Annotated in this window: 19 protein-coding genes and 1 pseudogene; 9 read left to right on the forward strand and 11 right to left on the reverse strand. The window is 39.6% G+C overall.

Annotation, left to right across the window (positions count from 1 at the left end):
- Window positions 1–58: 58 nt before the first annotated feature.
- A complete protein-coding gene (locus CWC16_RS11700) occupies window positions 59–394 on the forward strand; it encodes a ribonuclease E inhibitor RraB (RefSeq protein ID WP_138541658.1) in 336 nt (111 codons plus the stop codon).
- A gap of 16 nt (window positions 395–410) precedes the next feature.
- Here the strand turns inward: CWC16_RS11700 and radD are convergent, their stop codons facing one another.
- The 6 genes from radD to CWC16_RS11730 form a co-directional block, all read right to left on the reverse strand.
- Window positions 411–2,162: a DNA repair helicase RadD gene (gene radD, locus CWC16_RS11705; RefSeq protein WP_138541659.1), complete on the reverse strand. Its 1,752-nt coding sequence runs from the start codon at window positions 2,160–2,162 to the stop codon at window positions 411–413.
- A 173-nt stretch (window positions 2,163–2,335) separates the two neighbouring features.
- A complete protein-coding gene (locus tag CWC16_RS11710; RefSeq protein WP_055013917.1) occupies window positions 2,336–2,638 on the reverse strand; it encodes an H-NS family nucleoid-associated regulatory protein in 303 nt (100 codons plus the stop codon).
- Window positions 2,639–2,791: 153 nt separating this feature from the next.
- Window positions 2,792–5,611 carry a TonB-dependent receptor domain-containing protein gene (locus CWC16_RS11715; protein ID WP_138541660.1) on the reverse strand — a complete coding sequence of 940 codons (2,820 nt, stop codon included), beginning with the start codon at window positions 5,609–5,611 and terminating at the stop codon, window positions 2,792–2,794.
- Between the two features lie 451 nt (window positions 5,612–6,062).
- A complete protein-coding gene (locus CWC16_RS11720; protein WP_138541661.1) occupies window positions 6,063–6,929 on the reverse strand; it encodes a class I SAM-dependent methyltransferase in 867 nt (288 codons plus the stop codon).
- Between the two features lie 80 nt (window positions 6,930–7,009).
- Window positions 7,010–9,631, reverse strand: coding sequence for a TonB-dependent receptor domain-containing protein (locus CWC16_RS11725; RefSeq protein ID WP_138541662.1), 2,622 nt, complete (start codon window positions 9,629–9,631; stop codon window positions 7,010–7,012).
- 245 nt (window positions 9,632–9,876) lie between these two features.
- A complete protein-coding gene (locus tag CWC16_RS11730) occupies window positions 9,877–12,219 on the reverse strand; it encodes a DNA polymerase II (protein WP_138541663.1) in 2,343 nt (780 codons plus the stop codon).
- A gap of 233 nt (window positions 12,220–12,452) precedes the next feature.
- Between CWC16_RS11730 and dinG the strand changes: the two genes are divergently transcribed.
- Genes dinG through rsmS form a run of 6 tightly spaced genes read left to right on the forward strand, consistent with a single transcriptional unit; the run spans window position 12,453 to window position 17,276 of the window.
- Complete coding sequence (dinG, locus tag CWC16_RS11735; protein WP_055019233.1) at window positions 12,453–14,528, forward strand: ATP-dependent DNA helicase DinG; 2,076 nt, start codon at window positions 12,453–12,455, stop codon at window positions 14,526–14,528.
- Window positions 14,528–15,304 carry a TSUP family transporter gene (locus tag CWC16_RS11740; RefSeq protein WP_138541664.1) on the forward strand — a complete coding sequence of 259 codons (777 nt, stop codon included), beginning with the start codon at window positions 14,528–14,530 and terminating at the stop codon, window positions 15,302–15,304. Before dinG ends, CWC16_RS11740 begins: the two co-directional genes overlap by 1 nt.
- A complete protein-coding gene (locus CWC16_RS11745; RefSeq protein WP_138541665.1) occupies window positions 15,305–15,913 on the forward strand; it encodes a primosomal replication protein in 609 nt (202 codons plus the stop codon).
- Window positions 15,913–16,809 carry a histone deacetylase family protein gene (locus tag CWC16_RS11750; protein ID WP_138541666.1) on the forward strand — a complete coding sequence of 299 codons (897 nt, stop codon included), beginning with the start codon at window positions 15,913–15,915 and terminating at the stop codon, window positions 16,807–16,809. The genes CWC16_RS11745 and CWC16_RS11750 overlap by 1 nt, the downstream gene beginning before the upstream one ends.
- A gap of 49 nt (window positions 16,810–16,858) precedes the next feature.
- Window positions 16,859–17,140, forward strand: a complete 282-nt coding sequence (locus CWC16_RS11755) for a late competence development ComFB family protein (RefSeq protein ID WP_055013926.1) — start codon at window positions 16,859–16,861, stop codon at window positions 17,138–17,140.
- Window positions 17,124–17,276 carry a pleiotropic regulatory protein RsmS gene (gene rsmS / locus CWC16_RS11760; RefSeq protein ID WP_024033713.1) on the forward strand — a complete coding sequence of 51 codons (153 nt, stop codon included), beginning with the start codon at window positions 17,124–17,126 and terminating at the stop codon, window positions 17,274–17,276. Before CWC16_RS11755 ends, rsmS begins: the two co-directional genes overlap by 17 nt.
- 2 nt (window positions 17,277–17,278) lie before the next feature.
- On the opposite strand, the pseudogene CWC16_RS11765 reads toward rsmS, so the two are convergent.
- Window positions 17,279–17,803: pseudogene (locus CWC16_RS11765) on the reverse strand (SEL1-like repeat protein).
- A 105-nt stretch (window positions 17,804–17,908) separates the two neighbouring features.
- On the opposite strand from CWC16_RS11765, the gene CWC16_RS11770 reads away from it, so the two are divergent.
- A complete protein-coding gene (locus CWC16_RS11770; RefSeq protein ID WP_138541667.1) occupies window positions 17,909–18,793 on the forward strand; it encodes a DMT family transporter in 885 nt (294 codons plus the stop codon).
- Window positions 18,794–18,823: 30 nt separating this feature from the next.
- Here the strand turns inward: CWC16_RS11770 and CWC16_RS11775 are convergent, their stop codons facing one another.
- Genes CWC16_RS11775 through CWC16_RS11785 form a run of 3 tightly spaced genes read right to left on the reverse strand, consistent with a single transcriptional unit; the run spans window position 18,824 to window position 20,590 of the window.
- A complete protein-coding gene (locus CWC16_RS11775; protein WP_138541740.1) occupies window positions 18,824–19,336 on the reverse strand; it encodes a CC0125/CC1285 family lipoprotein in 513 nt (170 codons plus the stop codon).
- 25 nt (window positions 19,337–19,361) lie between these two features.
- Window positions 19,362–20,102: an anti-sigma factor family protein gene (locus tag CWC16_RS11780; protein WP_138541668.1), complete on the reverse strand. Its 741-nt coding sequence runs from the start codon at window positions 20,100–20,102 to the stop codon at window positions 19,362–19,364.
- Window positions 20,099–20,590, reverse strand: coding sequence for an RNA polymerase sigma factor (locus tag CWC16_RS11785; RefSeq protein WP_006793586.1), 492 nt, complete (start codon window positions 20,588–20,590; stop codon window positions 20,099–20,101). The genes CWC16_RS11780 and CWC16_RS11785 overlap by 4 nt, the downstream gene beginning before the upstream one ends.
- A 140-nt stretch (window positions 20,591–20,730) precedes the next feature.
- On the opposite strand from CWC16_RS11785, the gene CWC16_RS11790 reads away from it, so the two are divergent.
- Window positions 20,731–22,077 carry a S8 family serine peptidase gene (locus tag CWC16_RS11790; RefSeq protein ID WP_138541669.1) on the forward strand — a complete coding sequence of 449 codons (1,347 nt, stop codon included), beginning with the start codon at window positions 20,731–20,733 and terminating at the stop codon, window positions 22,075–22,077.
- On the opposite strand, the gene CWC16_RS11795 is transcribed toward CWC16_RS11790, so the two are convergent.
- Window positions 22,061–23,014 carry a surface lipoprotein assembly modifier gene (locus CWC16_RS11795; protein ID WP_138541670.1) on the reverse strand — a complete coding sequence of 318 codons (954 nt, stop codon included), beginning with the start codon at window positions 23,012–23,014 and terminating at the stop codon, window positions 22,061–22,063. The two genes, CWC16_RS11790 and CWC16_RS11795, sit on opposite strands and share 17 nt — an antisense overlap.

The following is a 23,014-nucleotide window of genomic DNA, read 5'->3' on the forward strand; positions in this document are numbered from 1 at the left end:
CAATATTTTGGTTACAATAGCCACTACGAATACAAAATTAATTTTAAATGAGTTTTTAATGCAATTCCCTGATGATGATAACGGCCAACTTTTAGCCGAAATAGCCGCTGCTGGCGTTGATTTAAGCAAAATGCACCAAATCGATTTTTTCATTTTATTTGAACAACAAGCTGACGCTGAAAAGTTTGCTAAAGAAATAGTCTCTGATGCATTAGTACAAAGCACTCACGTTGAAAAATGCAAAGACACAGGCGTATGGGAAGTAATTACTCATGTACAAATGGTGCCAGAGCACACATTACTTGGCCAAGCAGAGCAATACCTTGAAAGCATTGCTAATAGCTACAATGGCTATGGCGATGGCTGGGGTTTAATGGACGAAGACGCCGCTTGATAAGGATCAGTTAAGCCTAGCCGCTTAACTGATTCGCTTTTCTAAAGCTGCCTGTGTAATCAAATAATTTATCAGATACCTTCCAGCCATACTTTTTACTTTTACGCGCTATAACAAAGTCAGGGTGCACTAAATCAAACTGTGCCTTAATAACCTGCTCAGCATTTTTAAATTCGACAGGCGCTTGCCCCTGCCCTAGGCGTTTTCCAAACTGTTTATTAAAAATATACTGCCCGCCTTTACTGGCAAGGTTATATACCTCATCGCAACTTGCGCCATCTTCATCAAAGTAGGTTATTTTAATTAAATCATCTTTCAGTTTTACCACTGATAACCCGCTGCAGCGTAGTACTAACGCATCCTTTAAGTTAAGTGCGTTGCGTAGCTTGTCATCGGGGTCGGCCATTACAGCGCCGCAATCATGGCACTTACGCGCAGCGATATCGTTTTGAGCGCCACATTGGTCACACTCTTTAAACCTAAACCGATAATCGCACTGCTCTTTATGGCCTTCGTCATCCTCTAATAAACCTTGGCAGCGCCTACCAAAATGCTCAATGACTTTGCCTGCTGAATCGGTTTTTCCCCAAAAAATATTTGCAAACCCACACCCAGGGCAAAGCACTTGAACGGGCTCATTATCGCTATCACCTTTTTTATCACCCACTTCAGGGTGAAATAAATCAAAGCCGTTGCCTGCGTAATCTATAACTAAGCAATCTGTTTTTCCTTCATTTAGCCTAAGTCCACGGCCAACAATTTGCTGGTATAGGCTAACCGATTCGGTAGGGCGTAAAATAGCGATAAAATCAACATGCGGGGCATCAAATCCGGTGGTTAAAACAGAAATATTAACGAGGTATTTGATGTTTTTTTGTTTAAATTGACTTATTAATTTATCGCGTTCAGCATTTGGGGTATCACCAGTTATAAGGGCACTTTGCTCTGCGGGTAAATAAGTTAAAATTTCTTGCGCGTGCATCACCGTTGCCGCAAATATCATTACGCCTTGGCGGGTTTCGCTGTATTGTATTACCTGCTTTAGTATAGCTTGCGTTGCGCGCTCACTATTTTTTAAAAGCGCATTCATGTCATCAGTCGTATATTGACCAAACGCATTAGTAGCCAAGGACGAAAAGTCATAATGACTAATTGCCGCGTCCACTTCATTTGGCGGCGTTAAGTAATTATGTTTGATCATATACCTGAGTGGTAATTCAAATATACAGTTTTTAAATGGGCTTTCTTTATTACCTTTTACAAAACCATGGTAATGATGGTGGTATATCCACCCCATTCCTAATCTATAAGGTGTGGCCGTTAAACCCAATACTTTTAACTGAGGATTATATTGTTTGAGCGTATTTATAACCTTTCCATATTGGCTTTTTTTATCACCATTTACTCTGTGGCACTCATCAATAATAAGCAAAGAATAATGCTCATTTAATTTATTTAAATTACGCGATAAAGACTGAACACTGGCAAAGGTAACTTGGTGGCTAAGGGATTTTTCTTTTAACCCTGCTGAAAATATACTCGCTTTTAAACCAAAGCTTTTATATTTTTGTGCGTTTTGCTCTACAAGCTCTTTAACGTGTGCAAGCACCAGTATTTTTTGTTTAGCTATTCGCGCAAGCTCTGCAATAACAAGGCTTTTACCGGCACCGGTAGGCAGTACAATTACGGCAGGGTCATTTGTTTTCCTAAAATGTAAAACGGTGCGCTCTACGGCCTCTTGCTGATACGGCCTTAATTTATAGCTCATGAAAATAGTAAATAGAATAACCAGAAATGCAGTTTAACAAATACTATGCGACTGCGGGGAGTTTAAGGTTAGTTTTCGCCAATTAAACCTGACTTGCAAGGCGTAAGCCCAAGGTTTAGTTATTAAGTTATACACCATTAAAAAAGAGAAGCCGTAGCTTCTCTGTTATTTTATTAAGCTAGGTGCTTTTGTAAATCAACACCTTCAAACGCTTTAGGACGACGTCCACGACCGGTCCATTCAACCACCTCGCCATCTACTTCAATGCGATACTTAGCTTTTACTTTGGTTCGCTTATCTGCAGTACCATCTTGTAAATCTTCTAACGTAAGTCCTTTTTCTTTTAAAAGATCCAACACTTCCTGTTTAGCTTGTAGCTGCTCAGTATATTTTGCAATCGCATCAGTGATTAATTGTTGTGCTTTTTCTAGCTCAGTTAATGATGCTGTTTTAATAAAAGATCGAACTTCTTTCATTTATATCTCGCTAAATTATAGGGTTAGATTTTAATTCCTTTTTAGTATAAGCCTAAAATAGAAAATAGGCTACGAGAAGAAAGTATTAGCTATTTTTTTAAAGTTTAAAAAAAAGCCGCGATTAAAATCACGGCTTTGGCATTTAATAACTAATTAAAACTTAGTAGTTAAACTTAATTGTAAGTATCTACCAGTTACATCATATGCTTCAGAAACTGTATTAATACCTGTACCACCACTAGAAGAACTTTGGTTAGCAACTGGTGGTTGCTTATCAAATAAGTTACGCACTGTTAATGTCACATTTGTACTATCAGAGAAGCTATAGCCTGCTGAAATATCGTGATAAACAACTGATGGGAATTCGTTATACTTCTCTAAAGGAGTAAAGTCTGTGTAGTTGAAGTTACCTCCATCAACACTATCTTTTGAACGATCCCAGTAACGCATACGCCACGAAAGATTTAAATCTTCTAAGCCGTAGCTTAAGTTAAGATTAGCTCTGTTATCTGGTGTGAATACTTGACCGGCTTTTTCAACTGTTTCACCACTTATGATTCCTGTTTCATCATATTTTATTAGGTGATTCCAAATCAGATTTGCACCAAATTCACCATGCTCAGTATCAATTTTGTACGCTAATTCAATGTCTACACCAGAGGTTTCAATATTATTTTCGTTACTTGTTCCCGAATTAACTTCAACTAAAGCACCATTTTGGTCACGTAAAGAATTTCCACCGCAAGTAGAATCAAAGTCAGCAGCACTTACATCAAAACAACGGTTTAGTACTGTAGTACGGCTTGTCGTTGAAATAGCATCTTCCACAGAGATATCATAGTAATCTACTGTTAAAGCAAACTCTTCAGTTGCTTGCCACACAACACCTAAGCTATATGTGTCTGCAGTTTCTTCTTGAACATCTTCATTACCACCAATAAAACCACCAGTGCTTTGTGCCTCTGTTTGTGTTAATTCAAACGAGCCATTTGCAGCAACACGAGCTGCAATCTCAGGAATTGATAAACAGTTTTGTGCTACATTACCTGTCGAAGAAGCCGTTACACCGCTACATGGGTCAGTAACATTAGCAAAAGTTTCGCCTCTTCCACCAAATAAATCTGCAATGTTTGGTGTACGTATAGCTGTTGCTGCTGAAGCTCTAAATTTCAATGTATCAATTGGTGAGTATTGAATACCCGCATTCCATGTTGTTTGACCACCAACAATTTCATGATCTGAATAGCGAGCAGCCAAGTCAAGCTCAAGATTATCTAAAATAGGTAATATTGTTTCTACATAGTAATCGTTAGAGTAGTAACTACCATCAGTTGGTAATGAGCGGTTAGTACTTGACGCACCAGTTTGGGCTAGATCACCTGGGTTGAAGAAACCACTTTCTAAACGGTGCTCTGCACCCATAGCTACACCAATTCTTCCGCCTGCTAGTTCAACTGGTAATTCACCAACTAAAGAAGCTGAAACTATAAATTGCTCAGTTTGGCCAGCAATTTTGGCAGGTACTTTAACGTAATCAACAGCTTCTGCTGATACAGAGCCTTCACCAAATAAATTTAAAGGTACACAACCTTGTAAAACAGCTAAATCATTAGCACATTGAAGTGAACCATCATCGTTTTGTACTACATCAAAAGCTTGTGCTGCTCTTTCAATGTTAACTTGGCCACCACTGTCTTGACGTTGATCAGTTTTACCCCAAGATACATAAGTATTTAATGACCAGTCATCATTGATCATCCAATCTATGCCTGTCGCAATTCGAACAGTATCACGCTCTAAATCAGTAGAACGAGCACCAAACTCAACCATACGGCGAACTAGCTCGGGAATGTTATCATCTAAGCCATAACCGTCATTAAGAAGATTTTCACGAAGTAACTCCGGAACCATAGGATTACTAAGCTTAATGCCACCCTCTCCACCACGTTCTGGTAAGAATACATCATTAGTAGAAAATGGCGTTGGCTCAATTGTAGAGTTATAAGTTTTAGATGAGTTCCAGTTCATCTCAGCAAAGAATTCCACATCATCATTAATTTCTTGCTTGATGTTTAACGCAGCATACTTTCTTTCAAGTGGGGTAACTAATTGACGATAATCAGCTCTGTTAAATGCATCGCCACCTTCAAGCCCTGTGTAAGGAGTACCGTCAGCATTATACGAGCCTACTCGACCTTGAGGAGTATACGAAGAGAATACCTTCCCTACATACTCGTTACCATTTTCATCAAGTAGTATAGCTTCATCAAACTCAGAAAATGCACGGTCAGAAGGTTTTAGACCTTTGTCATCATCATAACCAATAGCAACGGTTACATTACCAGAATCCCAGCTGTTACCAGCGGTCAAGTTTAGCGAGTACTTTTCGCGATCGCCTTCGCCTGATATACCAGTTTGAGCATTAACTTCAACACCCTCTACGTTGTCACGAGTGATAATATTTACTACACCGGCTACAGCATCAGTACCATAGATGGCAGATGAAGCGCTTTTTAATATTTCGATTCGCTCAATCATTGAGGCTGGGATGGCATTTAAATCAACGGCATAACCACTTGAAGGTGAACGACCAGATACAAAACGACGGCCGTTAACCAATACTAAAGTGCGCGCTTCACCTAAGTTTCTTAATGAGGTTGTGTTTAAACCTACGCCAGAAGTACTGAATGAAGAGTTAGATTGGTCTGCGCCGGCAATAGCAACAGGTGATTGGTTTAAAACGTCAGCTACGTTTAATGCCCCCATTTGCTCTATATCTGTTCTGCCAATAATAGTCACAGGTACTGGTGTTTCTACGTCAGTACGCTTAATACGTGAACCAGTTACCTGAATACGCTCTACCTTTTCAACCCCTTCTTCAGCAGCAAATGAATTTGCTGAAAACGCAGCTGCAGATGCTGCACCAAAAGCAATCGCTAAGCGCACTGCCTTTGAAACTTTATTATTTAACATGTGATTCTCCCTGAAAGAATTTTATTTATATATTTATTATTTTAGCTATTAAATGAATAGCATAAGAAGTGAAAGCATCGCTTCTTTTGTAAATGTTATTATCAATATATAAACATAGTCAACACATTAAAAACCAATAATTCACACCACTTTAAATATAATTAACTAGGTTTTATTTCAATAAAAGGGACAAAAAATTAAATTTAAATATACCAAAAATAGGAACGATGTATTTTTAGGTATAAAGTCCAAAATATATTTATTTATTAACATTTTTAAAAGTATTAACAAGATAATTTAAAATTTATAAATGACAATGTGACTGAAAATATTGTTTAACAAATCACTGCAAAGATAGAAGGGGTGGGTTATGCAGCTCATACGGCCTATGAAATACCATCAAAGCTGCTAGGTTATTAATGCACAGAACACATTTGAGTGATGAGGCTAGCTATTTGCGTCCCTTGTAAAGCGTTCCGATATATTCATTATTAGAGTCAACTAAAGCCTCTTTGGATGTTTTATTGCCTAATAACAACTGGCTAATTTTCTGTGAATTTAACGCCGCTTGCTTTAAGTCATTTAGCCTAAAGGTCAGCCCCTCAAGCTCTTGAGTAAATAATTGATAGGCGCGTTCTAAATCTATTTTTCTATTATTCAAAATAAACTGAAAAAAGTCAGGATACCGTGTTCCATCAACTGCGTGAGGGTGTACTTGCCTTTCAAGCTGGATAAGGTTATTTATTGTTTTTATCAAGCTATTTACCTGAGCATTATCATCTTTTTTCAGCTCATCAATTAGCTGCTTTAAAGGAGTTAACAAGTCACTACGTACGCGAACAGCAGACTCCAGTATAAGCACATTTGGTTTAACTATATCTGAGTCTATTTCATGGCAAACAATTTGATATAACCCACCTGGTTTTAATACCCTAAATAATTCAAGAGTACTTTTTGAAAGTTCACTGTATTCAATTGCAAATTGAGCCACTATCGCATCAAATTCATTATTTTCAAAAGGTAAGGTCTCTGCACTTACATTTGATAAAATACGCGACTCAGGCACGCCTGTAACGCTCTTTGCCACTGTTGCTTTATCAATTCCAATAAAGTTCAGCTGATCTTTACTACTATCGTGTATGAGCTTTATCAGTGCGCCATTGCCTGTGCCTATGTCTAGTATCTTACACTGTGGACTAAGCTCGCTAGCAAAACCTGTCCAGCTCTGCTTGAGCTTGCCTGTATAGTTTTTTTTAATATCCTGCCCAAATGAAGTTAAATACCCTTGAGACCAATACTCACTCCAATAATTTTCCATATAAAATCCCCATATAAAATCCCCATAAAAAAAGGGCTGAATAAATTCAGCCCTATATATCAACCTGTTTCTAATTAATATTAGAAGCTAATTGAGTAGTTTAGACGGTAATCACGACCAAAGTTGTTGTAAAGGTCTTGGTTATCCCATGTACCAGCTGAAGAAAGAACTGGGTCTTCGTCAGTTAAGTTACTTACTGTAAATGTTACAGCGCCGTAAACACCTGCATTGTAGCTGTAAGTTAAGTTATGGATTAACCAGCTGTCTAAATCACCTGATTGCTCGTAGAAACCATCACCATCTTCATCAACTTCAGTTTCAGACGTGCTTGCTGTGTAAGTAGAGTTCCAAGATACTGTGTGATCATCAAGTGACCAAGAAATTGTTGCTACTGACTTAAGATCAGGTTGGCCAGACCAACCAGCAGTGTCTTGTACAACACCACCTACTTCAGAATCGTATGAAAGTGTTACACTGTTAACATTGTTAAAGCGGAAGTCACCAAAATCAGTCTCTACGTTTGCATTAATAGTGAAATCAAAACCTTCAATTTCAAAACCAGCACCGTTGAAGTAAGAAGTACCTGCTTCGATTAGCGTACCTGAAGCAGAGCGCTTAAGGTAGAAAGTTTCATCAGACGTATCTGTATCAACACCTACTGCAGTGATTAGGCCAGCAGCCTCATCAGATAATAAGCCCTGTAGAGATTTAGACTGAATAACGTTATCAATAGAAAGTTGGAAGTAATCTAACTTAAAGCTTAAGTTATCGTTTACATCCCATGCCACACCTAAGTTGATGTAATCTGACTCTTCAGCTTCAAGCTCTGAGTTTGCTGTATAGTACGTATCGTACTGACGTGATGTAGTAGAACCGTTGTTATAATCGATTGCAGATTCAGCAGAGAATGTACGTGCTGCATTAAGTAAATCTAGACCTGGTGCACGGAAAGATTCTGAGTAAGAACCACGAATCACTACGTTATCAGCAACCTGCCAGCGAGCAGATACTGCAGGAGCAAGGTTATCACCGAAGTCAGAGTAATCATCGTAACGCGCTTTTAAGTTTACTTCTACTGTATCAGAAACTGGTAGTACTGATTCGAAGAAAATAGCAGTAACATCACGGTCACCCATTGAAGAATTACCAGCAGAGCCACCGATTAGGCCCGCTTCTGATTGACCATCGTAAATATCTTCGTAAGTTTGTTCAAAGTACTCAACACCTACGTAGTGAGCAACAGCGCCCCCTGGTAGTTCAAATAAGTCAAAACCTAAACCAGCAAAGTATTGGTCAAAAGTAGAAGCAGAGCTTTGTAACGTAGTCGATTTCATGTTGGCAATGCCTTCATCAGAGCCTAAATCGATATCGTTAGCTTCGTTGTATGCTAAACCACTGTAAGAAAGGTAGTATTCACCTACAGATTTGTTATCTGCTTTATTGTGGTGGTAGTAAACTTCCCAAGAAGCGTTGTTCCAATCTAAGTCACCACGTAAACCAGCTGTTAAATCTTGGTTGTAATCGTCTACGTTACCATCACGTGTACCTATACCTACCCAACGGAATAAACCATATGCACCGTCTACGCCATATGGGTTATGAGGGTTATCAGCTGCCATGTTTTCCCATGCTGCAGCCGGTGGAGCGTAACGACCAAATGAAGAGTTTTGTACAAACATTGTTTGAGCAAAGAACTCAATGTCGTCTGTTAGCTCGTAGTTAGCACTAACATATAATGTGTTACGGTCAATTGATGCTGTGTTGTAAGATACATTAGCAAATGCATACATACAGTATTCAGAACCTGGACCCCAATCTTCGTTTGCATCAACGCGGCGGAAAGTATCTTCACCGTATTCAGAGATTAAGTCATCACATAAAAGTGAAGCTGACGCTGTAGCAAAATCAGGTGAAAGTACAGTAGCGCCGTAGTAAGACCAACCTACAGTATCTGCAGTGTAAGCTTCAATGTCGCCATCACCGTCTAAATCACCAAGCTGAGCTTTAGTGTAGTCACGGTCAGCATCTGAAATGCCTTTACGAGATTGGTGGTCAAAAGAGAATGTAATGTTACCTTTATCGCTGGATACACCACCTGTTACAGAAAACTCTGTAGAGGTAGTACCTTCGTCTTGGTCACGGTGACCTGCACCGATGTTAAACGTTAGGCCTTCAAAGTTTTCTTTTAAAATTACGTTAACAACACCCGCCATTGCATCAGAACCATAAATAGAAGATGCACCTTCAGTCATGATATCGATACGCTCAACTGCAGCCATTGGAATTGCATTAAGGTTAGCAGAAGCGCCTCCTAATGTTGGTGAACCTGGGAAACGGCGACCATTTAAAAGTACTAAAGTACGACGTGAGCCAGCACCACGTAAGTTGATAGTTGCCTGTGATTGAGCTGAGCTACCAGAACGCTCTGAAAACGAACCGAATGAGTTTAATGAACTAGAACGTAGCGCATCTGCAACTGTGTAGTCACCTTCTAGTTTAATATCAGCAGAAGTAATAGATACTACTGGAGAAGCACCCTCTAAATCTGTACGTTTGATACGTGAACCAGTTACTTGGATGCGTTCTACTTTCTCTGCAGACTCTTCTTCTGCAGCAAATGAACTTGACGAAAATGCAGCTGTTGATACTGCACCAAATGCAATCGCTAAGCGAACTGCCTTTGAAACTTTATTATTTAACATTTGATTCTCCCTGGGTCACCACTTGTTAGAAGCGACTATTATTTAATTATTTTTTGTTGTCACAGTTTATTAACAGCGACTAAACCAAATACTAAACAAAAAATATCTAAAAGCCAACTACTGTTAACCAAATATTAATTAAAAAAGGGGTTTTTATTGGTTTTTAGCTTAAATGAAGAATTACTGTACAAAAATAGAGCTAAAACGTGGATTATGTAATCAAAAAATGCATTAATGGGTACAAACTAGAACAGTTCGAACTGTTTTAGCTCAAAATTGTTTACGTTAACGTTAACAAACTGCGCAACCATTTCTAATAAGGGTACAATCTGTTTATCTATATACAGTGAGTAGTCGTAGCTATGCAGGCCTTGATACAGCTCAACACCATGTGTTGTGTAAACGAATGTAACAAATTCACCTCTTTTTAGCGTAAATTCACTATTTTGCTTCTGAAACTTTTTTACGGCTTGTACATGGGGTGGGATATTTTTTTGATAGTCGGTTAAGTTTTGACCTAAACGTTTTTTAAAAACCAGCAAATGATTAAATTCGCCACGTAAAAGTTTACTAATGTAATCGTTTACAAGGTCACTAATTTGCTCAGGTTGATTAAAAAGGAGGGTAAATAAGTCAAATTGGAACTGTTGAGCCAGTTTAGTCCAGTCACTTCTTACGGTTTCTAAGCCTTTAAAAACCAATTTTGATTCTTCCGGCTTTATCAACTGACCTACATAGCGCTTTTTAGACCCCACACTTTTACCTCTTATGGTGGGTAAAAAGAACGGGCTGTAAAGCGATTCAAACTCTATTTCTAAATGGCTAGTTAAATTATATTTAGCGTGTATGTGTTGCTGCCACAACGTGTTTATGTGTTTAGCTAACTGTTTACCTATTTTATTACACACTTCAACACTTAAATCATCCGTTAACTTTACAAAGGTCGAATCGGTATCGCCGTAAATAACACTATAACCTTGCTCTTCAATCCACTTTTTAGTTTGCTGCATTATTTCATGGCCACGTAAAGTAATAGAGCTTGAGAGTCTAGGGTCATAAAAACGACAGCCTTGTGAGCCTAATACACCATATAAGCTGTTCATTATTATTTTAATGGCTTGAGATAGCATTAAATCGTGATTATCTTTAGCTCGTTGACGCTGGAGTGCTAGGCTTTTTATAAGCTTGGGTAAGTGGTGCTGATCTCGAGAAAACTGTGCGCTATTAAAACCTTCAATACTATTTTCAGGGTTTTCAATCCCTTCTATCAGGCCAAGCGGGTCTATATAAAAGGTTTGCATAATACTGGGGTACAGGCTTTTAAAATCAAGCACGATGACATTTTTATACAGCCCTGGTACCGACTCCATAACATAACCACCTGGGCTTTCAAAAGTCAGCCCATGATCGCCCATATTGGGGGCTACATAACCGCTTCTATGTAGTAAAGGCAAATACATGTTTACAAAAGCCGCCACTGAGCCGCCACGCTTTTCGAGCTCAAGGCCGGTTAGCTGTGTGCGAATAACTGCAAAATCGAGAAGCTTTAGCTTATCGAAAATTTTATTAACAAGTATGCAGTCTTGGCGATTGTAGTTAGCAAGCGCGAGCTTATCTTCATTAAATTGACGAATAATCTCTTGTAAGCTGTTACTGGACTCGATTAATTTAGATTCACCTAAAATCTCTTTTGAAACATTGGCAAGTGAGAAAGTCTCAAAGCTATAGGTGGCATTTTTTAGAGTGTCAATACCATCTATTACACAGCGCCCAGGAATAGAAACCCGCGTAAAATGCCCCTTTCTAACATACAAAGGAAGGTTTCCTCTTCCTAGTAATAGTTTTACTCCAAGTGCTACAGAGCGCTCATAAATAACTGCAAAATCAAACTCAATAACATTCCACCCAATAATAATGTCAGGGTCGCATTGCTTAATAAGTGTTACAAGTTGCTGTAATAGAGCAACCTCGTCTTCGCACCATATAATAGTATAACCAATGCTTGGATCATGATACTCAGGCTCTCCAATCATGATTACGCAATCTAAACCACAGCCTACTAAGCCAATAGAAAACAACACCCCACTTTCATTGCACTCTATATCAAGTGATAACTTAGAAAGTGTAGGTGTATAGTCTGCGTTAGCTTTTAATTTAGCATCTAAAATTTCAATGTAATGCGCATGATCTAATCGTTTACCCGTAACCCACGCTCCGCCTTTAATAAAGCGTTCCATTAAATAGCGCTCAATGGGCCTTATATCATCTTCATAAAGTGTAATACCGCGACTTTTTAACGCTTTGCTCGCACTATAAAAGTGTTTGAGCGAGTAAAAGTAACAGCCACATATTACTTGCTGCTGAAAGTTTTTAAGTGAAAGAGGTTTGATTAAAAAGTTCAGTGATTCGGCAGATAAAATAGCTTGAGCTGCTTTTTCATCTGACTTTTTTATAAAAAATAGCGCGGTTTCATTCTCAGAAATTGTTTTTATAGGTCCATTATCGGTAGCAAACCAAATTTCATATTGTAAACCCTGAGCGCTATCGTGCGCTTGTGCAGAAAGTACAAAGCCAGAAGTTAAATACACTATCAATAAACCTTACTTATATTTTGTTTTTCTACTTTAGGGCCTATAAACATTAAGGGTTGATAATTGTTCAACCTCAAAATATAAACAGACCACAATAGGGAGTAATTTATAAACTTAAAAAATCGCCGCATTAATTTTCTAAATTAATTTCATCGTTGCTTGTAGTTACACAGTTATAACTCTAAAATTCCTACACTGTAATTATATACATATTTTAGGTTTATCTCCCCATGCTTTCTGACCAACTAAAAAAAACCATTAGGCAAGTACACCAGCATGTGGCTAATAACCTCATTGATTACCGCCCGCGTAGTAGCCAAAACTACCTAGTTGCCGAAATAGCAAAAACACTGGCTGGCGAATACCATAAAAAGCAGCGCATTTGTGTAATTGAAGCAGGCACAGGTACAGGTAAATCACTTGCCTATTGTTTAGGCGCACTACCGCTTGCCCTTGCACAAAAAAAGAAGCTAGTTATTTCTACGGCTACCGTGGCACTGCAAGAGCAATTAATAGCAAAAGAGCTGCCTTTTTTTAAAAAGCATTCTGGGCTCGACTTTAAGTTTGACCTAGTAAAAGGCAGGCAGCGCTATATATGTGCCCATAAACTACATAACGCAGTTAATGGTGATAGCCAAACGCAAATGGAGTTTATGCCCACACTTACCTCGCCGCTAAGTGTTATGGAAACTAAATGCTTAAAAGGTCTTTACGATGCCTATGTAAATAAAAAGTGGCAAGGCGACAGAGACAGCTGGGCCGACACCATCCCCGATAGGGTATGGAACTTAATCGCTTGCGATAAACACGCTTGCCAACGCCAAATGAAAGCCCATCAAACCTGCCCGTTTCAGCTTGCTCGTAATCAGCTTATGCAAATGGATGTGCTTGTTATTAACCATTCACTCCTATTAGCTGATTTGGATTTAGGCGGTGGTAAAATTTTACCCGAACCCGACAACACTATTTATGTAATAGATGAAGCGCATCACCTGGCGCATATTACCCGCGACTTTTCATCAGCAGCGGCCACTATAAAAGGCACTATTGATTGGCTCGATAAGCTCACCAAATTTAGTGGCAAAATGTCTAAGGTATTAGTGGGACAAAAAGCCATTGGGCAAAACTTTAAGCTATGCGATAGCATTAACGATGCTAATAAAGACTTAAAAGTAGTGCGTGATATTCTTGATAATGCCGACTTTGAATACTCAAAAGACGATACATATCGTTTTGAGCATGGCGAAATACCAAAGTCATTGCACAATAAAGCTAAAGATATAAGTGATGCCACACTAGATGCACTGCGTTGTTTAAATAAAATGCACGACACCCTCACACAAGATGTAAGCGATGGCGATATAAAACCCTACGTTGCCGACCCCGTCTTGGCTGAAAGCGGGCACTACATAAACCGCTTAGAGCAATTAAATAAGCTGTGGTACAGCTATGCAAATAAAGGCGAAGGCACACCACATGCAAGGTGGATCAAACGTTTAGAATATAAAAATCATCACGACCACCTATTAAGTGATTGCCCTATCGAAGTTGGCTACTACTTAAAAGACAAACTATGGAATGAATGCGCCGGTGCAGTTTTGTGTTCTGCTACTTTAAGTGCTCTCGGTTCGTTTGATCATTTTGCTTATGAAAGTGGCTTAGCAAAAGAAGAAGGTGTTAAGTTTATTAAAGTGCCCTCTCCTTTTGATTACCCTAAACAAGCAACCTTGCGTATTCCGGTAAGTAAAATTGAGCCAACCGACAAAGCCTTTAGCGATCATATAGCGCAAACCTTGCCTGAGTACTTAAACACAAAAAAAGCTAATTTAGTGTTGTTTGCATCGTATTGGCAAATGGACCATGTGGCTAAGTTTCTTAGAACAAAAGGTTTTAACTTATTAGTGCAAGGCGAAATGTCGCGAGAGGCATTATTAAAAAAGCACACCCAAAATATTGATAGTGGTAAAGGTAGTATTTTATTTGGTACGCAAAGCCTCTCAGAAGGGCTTGATTTACCTGGTAAATATTTAGAAAACTTAATAATTACAAAAATACCGTTTGCCGTACCTACATCACCAATAGAAGAAGCCCAAGCCGAATTTGTACAAAGTAAAGGCGGTAACCCGTTTTTGTCTATCACCGTGCCCGATGCAGCAAAGAAATTGGTACAAAGCTGTGGTAGACTGCTGCGAAAAGAGAGCGATGAAGGCCGTATAACCATTCTCGATAGACGCTTAGTTACCAAGCGCTACGGCAAAGCCATGCTCGACACCTTACCACCTTTTAAAAGACAAATAGATTATTAATGTTTGAACTTGCTTTAGATCCCACAACACTGGCAGTTTTATGTGCCGCGGCCCTTGCTGCTGGCTTTATTGATGCAATTGCCGGCGGCGGTGGGTTACTTACCGTACCCGCACTACTCACCGCAGGCTTGCCACCGCATGTAACGCTTGGCACAAACAAGCTTGCGGCAAGCTTTGGCTCATTAACGGCCAGCTACACGTATTATAAAAAAAATCTCTTTAGCCCTAAATTTTGGGCAAATTCCATTATTGCTACCGCCATAGGCGCTGTAATTGGTACATTAATTGTTGACCATTTAAGTATTGAGTTTTTAAATAAGCTTTTACCTATCATTATAATTATGGTGGCGTGCTATAGCTTATTTGGTAGTTTAAGTACCACACAAGGCGACGATTTACCAAAAGTAACACCACTACTTAAACTAAAGCAGTGGTTGCAGGGTTTGGCATTAGGGTTTTTTGATGGCGTAGCAGGCCCAGGCGCAGGTACTTTTTGGACCGCATCTAATAGTTTATTTTATAAAATGAGCTTACTGCTTAACTGTGGATTAGCCCGTTCGATGAACTTTGTATCTAATTTTATATCACTTATTACCTTTGTGGCACTTGGTCATGTTAACTTTTTATTAGGCCTAATCATGGGCTTTTTTATTATGTTAGGTGCTTGGATTGGCGCTCACTCAGCAATTCGCTTTGGTGGTAAGTTTATTCGTCCCGTTTTTAACACTATGGTTATACTGCTAGCATTAAAACTAATTTACGAGGCTTATTTATAAATGCAAACACACGCGCTGGATAAATTACGCCAACAAGTTGCTACGCTCAAACAACAAGCTGAGCAATTTGATAGTGCAAAGTTGTTTTCTAAAAACCGCTATATGCAGGCGCAGCCTAGTTTATTTGACCGCGGCGTATTTAGTACTAAAAGCATGAACCTAACTGACTACGTAATAGAAATTGAAGACGAAATTACCGGCTTACCACCCAGTGAGCACCGCCATGCTTATGCTTATGCACTCGAGCGCATAGGTAATCAAGTACACGCGGTATTTAATGTTATTAAATCAACCCCTATTTGGGCAAAAGAAAACAAAAATCAGTACAAACCTAGGCCAAAAAATACGGTTTATAAGCACGCCGTAAAAAAAATAATGCAATCGTCGCACGAGCTATACGACGAGCTTAAGCAAAACCATGAGTTTGAACGACGCTTAGTGTTAATGATTGAAGAGCGCAAACTACAAATGGAAAAAGCTACCCCAGCGCAAGCACAAAAACTTAATATGGAAATTTTAACCACGCATGCGCGCTTAGGCCGTTGCCGTAAAGCAATTTCGGCCACCGAAGATAAAATTCAACAAGTCGAAAAACAACAATTACGCTAATGCAGCTTTTTTACCACCCGCTATATTCTGCTTTAACGCTTCCTGAACGCCACCGTTTTCCTATTCAAAAATACCACATGCTAAAAGCAGAAATAGAACACTTAGGCTTTGAGGCTACACAGTTTAATACACCAACCAAAGCAACGCCCGAGCAGCTTGCACTGTGCCATAGCGAAGACTACATAAATGATTTTTTAAACGCCAAGCTCAGTAATAAAGCAATTAAAAAAATGGGTTTCCCGTATTCAAATCAACTAGTAGAGCGCACGCTACTTTCAGTTGGGGCAAGTATTCAAGGCAGCGAATACGCACTAAAACATGGTTTTTGCGCTAATTTAAGTGGAGGCTATCATCATGCATATAGTGATTACGGCAGTGGCTTTTGTATTTTTAACGATTTGGCTGTGGCTGGCGCGCATTTAATCAACACAAATCAAGCCGATACCGTATTAATATTTGATTGTGATGTACACCAAGGCGATGGCACAGCACAAATTACGCAACATAATAATGCTATAGTTACCTGCTCTATTCATTGCGAGCAAAATTTTCCGCGCTTAAAGCAACACTCCGATTACGACTTCGCCCTACCTGCCAACACATCAGATACCGAGTACTTAACAACGCTAAAACAAGCCCTCGAACTTTGCGTGCGTATTCATAACCCCGATATTATTTTATATAACGCAGGGGCTGATATTTACGAAAAAGACGAGCTAGGGTTATTTAACGTATCGCTTGAAGGGGTTTATGCGCGCGATCATTTTATTGTTAACTACTGCAAAGCCCATAAGATCCCACTTATGTGCGCTTTAGGTGGCGGTTATCAGCGTAATTTAAATACGTTAATTAATGTGCATAAACAACTATTTAAAGCGGCTATCGATTTATTTTAGTGCTTAGTATACACTCAAATAAACGGACCCCATAAAAGGCGCTAGCACGATGCGACTGCACGACGACATACATAACTTTTACGAAAAAATTGTGGTTGAAGAAATCATTAAACGTAAACTAGATAAAGTTTACAGTGAAGATGTAATGGCCGATTTTTGTTGTACGGTGCTCAATCAACTTCCCCCTCGCTATATTCGCTACGATGTAGATATGGCATTTTATTTACCGCAAAGTGAACGTATTCACATGGAAGAGCGCGTACAAACCGCTATTGATGTAGCCATTACTCAAATTTCAAAAAAGAAAGACTTAAATGACCAGCCCACTTGATAACGCCCCTACACATGTAAAACTTGCGGTAGATTTAATTATGCTGTTGGAGCAGCACGAGGTTGCTCCAGAGGATGTGTTAAAAGCACTCGAAATTGTAAAAAGTGACTTTGAGCAAAAACAAGCTACCGCTTAGCATTACTCTTTTGTTTGCACTTCGTATTTAGTCACAGTGCCCTCGTGTTTGTTACAGTCTATTTTAATTTCGCCAAACGTGCGTCTTGGGGTTGTTGAGCGACGGCACGTCATTTTTTGTGCTTTACTACCATACTGGCTTATGTACAACGCAACGGTTTCGTCTATTTGTTGCTGTTGCGCCTAAGTAGCCGCGTTATAAAACGTATTATATTGCGCCTGCCAACTTTCAACTCCAGCCTCTTTTGCAACCCCTAGCCAGCCCATGCCCATGTTAGTGGATTGTGTTAAGTACTGCCCTTTTAAAAACATAAACGACAATGTGTATTGCGCACTTTTATAACCAAGCGCTGCAGGGTCTTTTAGGTACATAAAAGCTTGTTTAAAATCTCCTTTTTTATACGCTTTTATGCCGTTATACTCATGTTTTTTCATGGTGGTGTCATCGTATAAATTAATAGGCGTAGACCCACAACCACTTAATAAACCCACTCCCATTATTGCTGTGATCAGTAAATATCGGCTCATGACTATTCCTTTTTTATTATTTTTATATGCGAGTACCGAATCTGGCTTACAGTTATTGCAAAGCCTGTTACTCTATAAATTAAGTTGTATAATTAAAATACTATCATGAGCTTAGCAAGTTTACTTCGGTTATTTTTTCTGGCTGCAATTTGGGGCGCCTCATTTTTATTTATGCGAATGGCGGCAAATAGCCTAGGCCCAGCGGTGTTAATAGAATTTAGAGTCGGCTTTGCCGCACTCACCCTTTTTATAGTGGCGCTGTATTTAAAACGCCACTTGGCGCTTACTAAGCACACCAAGCACTTTTTTATAATTGGTGCGCTTAATTCTGCCCTTCCCTTTTTACTTTTTGCATACGCTGCGCAAACTATTAGCGCCTCTACTTTATCGATTTTAAATTCAACAACCCCTATTTGGGGCGCAGTGGTAGGTATTATTTGGAGCAAAATCAAACCGACTAAAAGTATGGTTTTAGGTTTGCTGCTTGGTTTAATAGGCGTGGCAATTTTAGTTGGGCAAAATCATCTTGTATTAAATACTCATTCACTTATTGCGATTGCAGCAGCGCTAAGCGCCTCACTGTGTTATGCCATTGCATCACATTATACAAAAAATGCCCCTAAGCTTGCACCGTTCGATAACGCACACGGCTCTATGTGGGCAGCCAGTTTTATAGTACTACCTCTTATACTTTTTATTCCTATTCGCGAAGTACCTAGTACCGACGTTATGCTTGGCGTGTTAGCCCTTGGCGTGGTGTGTACCGCACTTGCTTATATTTTATTTTTTAAACTTATTGACGATATTGGCCCAACTTCAGCTTTAACGGTCACGTTTTTAATTCCGCTATTTGGCATTTTTTGGGGGCATGTAATTTTAGATGAGCAAATAGGGCCAAATACGTTACTCGGCGCATTATTTGTTATTGTGGGCACTATGCTGGTTACTGGTTTTCTACCACGAAAAAAGCACTTAGCTAAAACAAGCTAAGTGCTTATATCAAGAACTTTTACCAAACGCTTACTTCTGAGCTTTTTTCCTTAAGTTTTCAATTAAGTCTTGAGCGCTAAAGCTGTTATCGCTGGGTTTTATACCTTTGCCCATTTTAATATCAATTAAGGTGTGCACTTCTTTGCGTTTATCATTATTGCTCACTTGTACGCCTATACTATTGCTCGGGCGTACACGTGTTTCGCAGGTTAATAAACCACAGTTTCGCTCATATTGCTGGCTGTGTGATGCACTAATAGATGAGGCAGGCGCTTGTGATTTAGACTCAACAAAGGTTTCTTTATTAGTAACAACAAACCAGTCGTAGCCTTGCGTTTGGGTAAGCTCAGCCGCGCGTAATAATGCATAATCACCGGCATCGGCTACATTGTTTGATACACTTTTAAACTCTACTCGGTATTGATCAATGCTAATTTTTTGCTCGCTGTAACCTTGTGAGCCATTATTCGCGGCGCGGTAATCAGGTTTTGATGCGCAACCCGCCATAAGTAAAATACTGATAATTAAAATAGATGTTTTCATCATTCACCTCGTTTTATAAAAACTATTATTGGTTTAACTGCCACTTTGCACTAATTGCTTGCTGCTCTTGCGCTCTATCTAGTGGTGCGCCGCTGATCATGCTATCTATAACAGCATCTAACTCACTGTTATTAGACGCTGTTTGATATTGCGCGCCATTATTACTTTGCTGCGTGGCTGTTTGCGCTTTAATTTGCCAACCGCTTTGCGTTTTACAAGCAATGCTTGTTTGCGTTGTATTGTTTGAGCTTAGTGCATACTGCCTACAAAGCTCACCTTGCTGATTTTTAAAACTAAGCTGCGCGCTAAATACTGAGCCATCACTTTGCTCAAACACACCACTACTTAGCTGTGTATCAAGTGCTGATGCTATGGTACTGGCTACTAAATTTTTCGACTCATTGGGTTGTAAATAACTCGTCATTGCTATCCCAAATACCACTGCAACGCTTGCAGCTATTGCTAAGCTTTTATTAGCCGACTGCCTAACCTTTTGCCAAGGCGTTAACGTTACTACATTGCTATTTAACGTGTTTTTTGTCGTTGCTGTATCAAGCTTTGCAACCGTTTTAGCTAATGAGTCACTAAGGGGGGCGTCATCAATACTTGTAGCGTGCTCTTTTACGAGCATGTCTACTTCGCTTAGCTCTGCAAGTCGCATTACTAGTTCATCATCGGTTTCTAGGGCTTTGCGCACTTGCTCCATTTCGTGCTCGCTGAGTTCTGAGTCTAAAAAGGCGCTAAGTGTTTCGTCGTTAATGTTCATACTTGCTCCTTTTTAAAGTCGGGTTTTATTAAATTATAAAGTGTACTGCGTGCGCGCGATAATTTACTCATTACACTGCCTATAGGTATATCGAGTGTATGTGCGACTTCTTTGTAAGCCATGCCCTGCACTGCCACCAGCGATACTATGGCGCGTTGCTCTTCGGGTAATTGCCCAAGTGCTGTATTTACATTTTTAAGCATTTGTTTGTTTTCGAGTGTTTGGTGCTCATTACTTGTAATTGGCTCTGGTAATATATCGGCCTGAGCCGTATTTTGCCTTACTTTGCGTGAGCGGTACTCGTCTATCCACACATTACGGCAAATTTTAAACGCCCATTTAGCTGGCTCAACGTCATCTGGAATGCCTTTTACTAATAGTTTTTCAATTGTTATTTGCACTACATCGTCTGCATCTGCTTTACTACCCGTTAGCGAATAGGCAAAGCGCCTAAGCATGGGCAATAAGGTTTTTAGAGTTTCGTTCATTGATTTTTACCCCTTTTATAAAGAAGACGATTCAAAAAAACATTTATTCCCAAATAATCAAAATAATTTGAATAATGAAATATTTCTATGTGTTAAACGTTAACTAACCAGCATGGTAAATTTAATAGAAGTAACCCACTATGAACATTAAAAACACACGCGTTAAACACATAATAGCCGCCTCCCTTTGCATATTTAGCGCAACGAGCTCAGCCAATATAGTAAGAGTCGATCAGGTGCTTGGGCAGCTAAACCCAATAGAGCAGCGTATAGAGCAAACAATAGAGCGAGCACAGCACCTGCCGCTTCCAGTGCCTGTACCACAAGTTTCGATTGATGAACTAAAAGCGCAGATAAGTGAGCCTATTAGCAGCTTACCTAATGTACTTAACATTAATATAAATAGCCAAAACACCGCATTTGTTGAAGTAGAGCTTGAAAACGGCTTTAGAGCAATAGAGCGGCAATGGTTATTAATGGCAAATAGCCAACAACTTAATACCCTAAAACAGCAAAATGTAACCATCGTATCGGTAAAAAATTACAACGCACTTAATATAAGCTTAGTGCGCTTTAACGCCCCCCAAGGTGTTAATTCTAAAAGTGAATTATTAAAAGCACTTAACTTAGATGAGTCTGCAATACTTGACCGAAACCACATTTACCAAGCGCAAACAGGCGAGCCTACCGCAAAAGTAACGCAAAATAAGCCTATTGCGCCTTACTGCACACAAAGCGTGAAAATTGGCATGATCGACAGCGCCATTAATACCAAACACAGTGCTTTTGAAAGTGCAAATATCACTACGCAAAGCTTTTTACCACAAGGGTTAAGCTCGCCAAATTTACACGGCACCGCCATTGCAGGGCTAATTACAGGTAAAGGCGCAAAACTTAGTCCGCTTTTAGGCAATGCCAAGCTTTACAGTGCCGAGGTGTTTTATAGGCAATCTGAATATGCACAAGGGGCTACATTATTTGCCATAGTAGAAGCACTTAACTGGCTAGTTAGTAATAAAATACCCGTAATAAATATGAGCCTAACCGGGCCAAATAACGCAATTTTAGAAGCAAGTATTACTGCTGCAATAAAGCAAAACGTGTTAATTGTAGCTGCTGCAGGTAACCAAGGGCCGGCGTCGCAGCCGTTATACCCAGGTGCGTATAAAAGCGTGATAGCGGTAAGTGCTATTGATTCACAAAACCAAATTTATAGATGGTCAAATAAAGGCGATTACATAGACTTTACAGCCTTTGGTGTAAATGTTGTTACAAGCCAAGGCAATGGGGAATTTGGAAGGGAGTCGGGTACTTCAATGGCGGCGCCGCATGTAAGCGCGGCATTAAGTTGTTTATTGTTAAAACATGGTAATAATAAAACCAAAGCACTTAACGAGCTTACATCGCTTGCCAAAGATTTAGGCGAGCAAGGCAAAGACACCACCTTTGGTTATGGCGCTATTTATCCACCTAAAAGTGCACTTTAACTGACGCCGATAAAACCGATTGCGTATAGGTATTGCTACTAAGCTTTGATTGATAATCGCCATATTCAGCCTCGGCTATGAGTGTTACGTGCTCAAACACAGCTAGGTTATAAAACGCATTAACGACATTTCGGTGCTCATCTCGCGACGGTATTTGCTCAAATAAATCATCCGTTGTTTGCTCATCGTAATCTTTATTTTGATAACGCCAGCCAACTCCCACTTTGTTAGCCACATTAAAGGCCGTAAATTTGTGCGTAACTTTAGTAGTAAAACCGTAGCCGTTAAAGTCGTATTGGTTGTCGTCGGCGTTTTCTTTATCGGCACTTAGCGCTGCCATTAACATGGTTTGGCCATTATTTATAAAATGATAAAGCGCTACATCGCCACCTACGCCGTCGGCATTACGTGCTTTTGCAGTAGTAAAACGTTTAGCTTTGGTTTTTATGCTCATACGCAAATACGTATGCGGGTTTAAAAAATGGCCATAATAAGCACTAGTTTGATTAAAATGTAAAAATGGTTCGCCATCTACATTTGCTTTTGCACCATCGTAACGAACCCCTAGCTCATGGTTATTAAAGCTATAGCTGCCATCTAAACCATATTGATGCAGGCCTAAATCGTATTGTTCAAACTCATCGTAGTCTTGCTGTTCAAACTTATAGCTTGAAGTTAATTTAGCGCCTTTGGTTAATTGCCATTTTGCATTAACACCGGCTGCGGTTTTTATGCCGCTGTCGCTTTGCGACGAAATATCGTCAAGCTCCTGAACAGAGAGCGCCGAGTTACTTAATACCCCAACTTCTGCATCTGCATTTACCTCAAGACTGCTTTTAAACGGTTTAGTTTGCTCAGCTGTTTTAACGTGGTTGGTTTGTGCAAGCACCGCTTGGGCACTAAAAACACACAATGTGGCGGTTATAACTGCTTTCAT

Source organism: Pseudoalteromonas sp. S3776 (assembly GCF_005886915.1).
Lineage (GTDB): Bacteria > Pseudomonadota > Gammaproteobacteria > Enterobacterales > Alteromonadaceae > Pseudoalteromonas.

Excerpts from the sequence above, each read along its gene's own strand:
- CWC16_RS11780 (WP_138541668.1), bottom strand. The coding sequence starts at position 20,102 with ATGAACATTAACGACGAAACACTTAGCGCCTTTTTAGACTCAGAACTC.
- CWC16_RS11755 (WP_055013926.1), top strand. The coding sequence starts at position 16,859 with ATGCGACTGCACGACGACATACATAACTTTTACGAAAAAATTGTGGTT.
- CWC16_RS11790 (WP_138541669.1), top strand. The coding sequence starts at position 20,731 with ATGAACATTAAAAACACACGCGTTAAACACATAATAGCCGCCTCCCTT.
- CWC16_RS11720 (WP_138541661.1), bottom strand. The coding sequence starts at position 6,929 with ATGGAAAATTATTGGAGTGAGTATTGGTCTCAAGGGTATTTAACTTCA.
- rsmS (WP_024033713.1), top strand. The coding sequence starts at position 17,124 with ATGACCAGCCCACTTGATAACGCCCCTACACATGTAAAACTTGCGGTA.
- CWC16_RS11795 (WP_138541670.1), bottom strand. The coding sequence starts at position 23,014 with ATGAAAGCAGTTATAACCGCCACATTGTGTGTTTTTAGTGCCCAAGCG.
- CWC16_RS11725 (WP_138541662.1), bottom strand. The coding sequence starts at position 9,631 with ATGTTAAATAATAAAGTTTCAAAGGCAGTTCGCTTAGCGATTGCATTT.
- CWC16_RS11710 (WP_055013917.1), bottom strand. The coding sequence starts at position 2,638 with ATGAAAGAAGTTCGATCTTTTATTAAAACAGCATCATTAACTGAGCTA.
- CWC16_RS11740 (WP_138541664.1), top strand. The coding sequence starts at position 14,528 with ATGTTTGAACTTGCTTTAGATCCCACAACACTGGCAGTTTTATGTGCC.
- dinG (WP_055019233.1), top strand. The coding sequence starts at position 12,453 with ATGCTTTCTGACCAACTAAAAAAAACCATTAGGCAAGTACACCAGCAT.
- CWC16_RS11745 (WP_138541665.1), top strand. The coding sequence starts at position 15,305 with ATGCAAACACACGCGCTGGATAAATTACGCCAACAAGTTGCTACGCTC.
- CWC16_RS11700 (WP_138541658.1), top strand. The coding sequence starts at position 59 with ATGCAATTCCCTGATGATGATAACGGCCAACTTTTAGCCGAAATAGCC.
- radD (WP_138541659.1), bottom strand. The coding sequence starts at position 2,162 with ATGAGCTATAAATTAAGGCCGTATCAGCAAGAGGCCGTAGAGCGCACC.
- CWC16_RS11785 (WP_006793586.1), bottom strand. The coding sequence starts at position 20,590 with ATGAACGAAACTCTAAAAACCTTATTGCCCATGCTTAGGCGCTTTGCC.
- CWC16_RS11715 (WP_138541660.1), bottom strand. The coding sequence starts at position 5,611 with ATGTTAAATAATAAAGTTTCAAAGGCAGTGCGCTTAGCGATTGCTTTT.
- CWC16_RS11750 (WP_138541666.1), top strand. The coding sequence starts at position 15,913 with ATGCAGCTTTTTTACCACCCGCTATATTCTGCTTTAACGCTTCCTGAA.
- CWC16_RS11775 (WP_138541740.1), bottom strand. The coding sequence starts at position 19,336 with ATGAAAACATCTATTTTAATTATCAGTATTTTACTTATGGCGGGTTGC.
- CWC16_RS11770 (WP_138541667.1), top strand. The coding sequence starts at position 17,909 with ATGAGCTTAGCAAGTTTACTTCGGTTATTTTTTCTGGCTGCAATTTGG.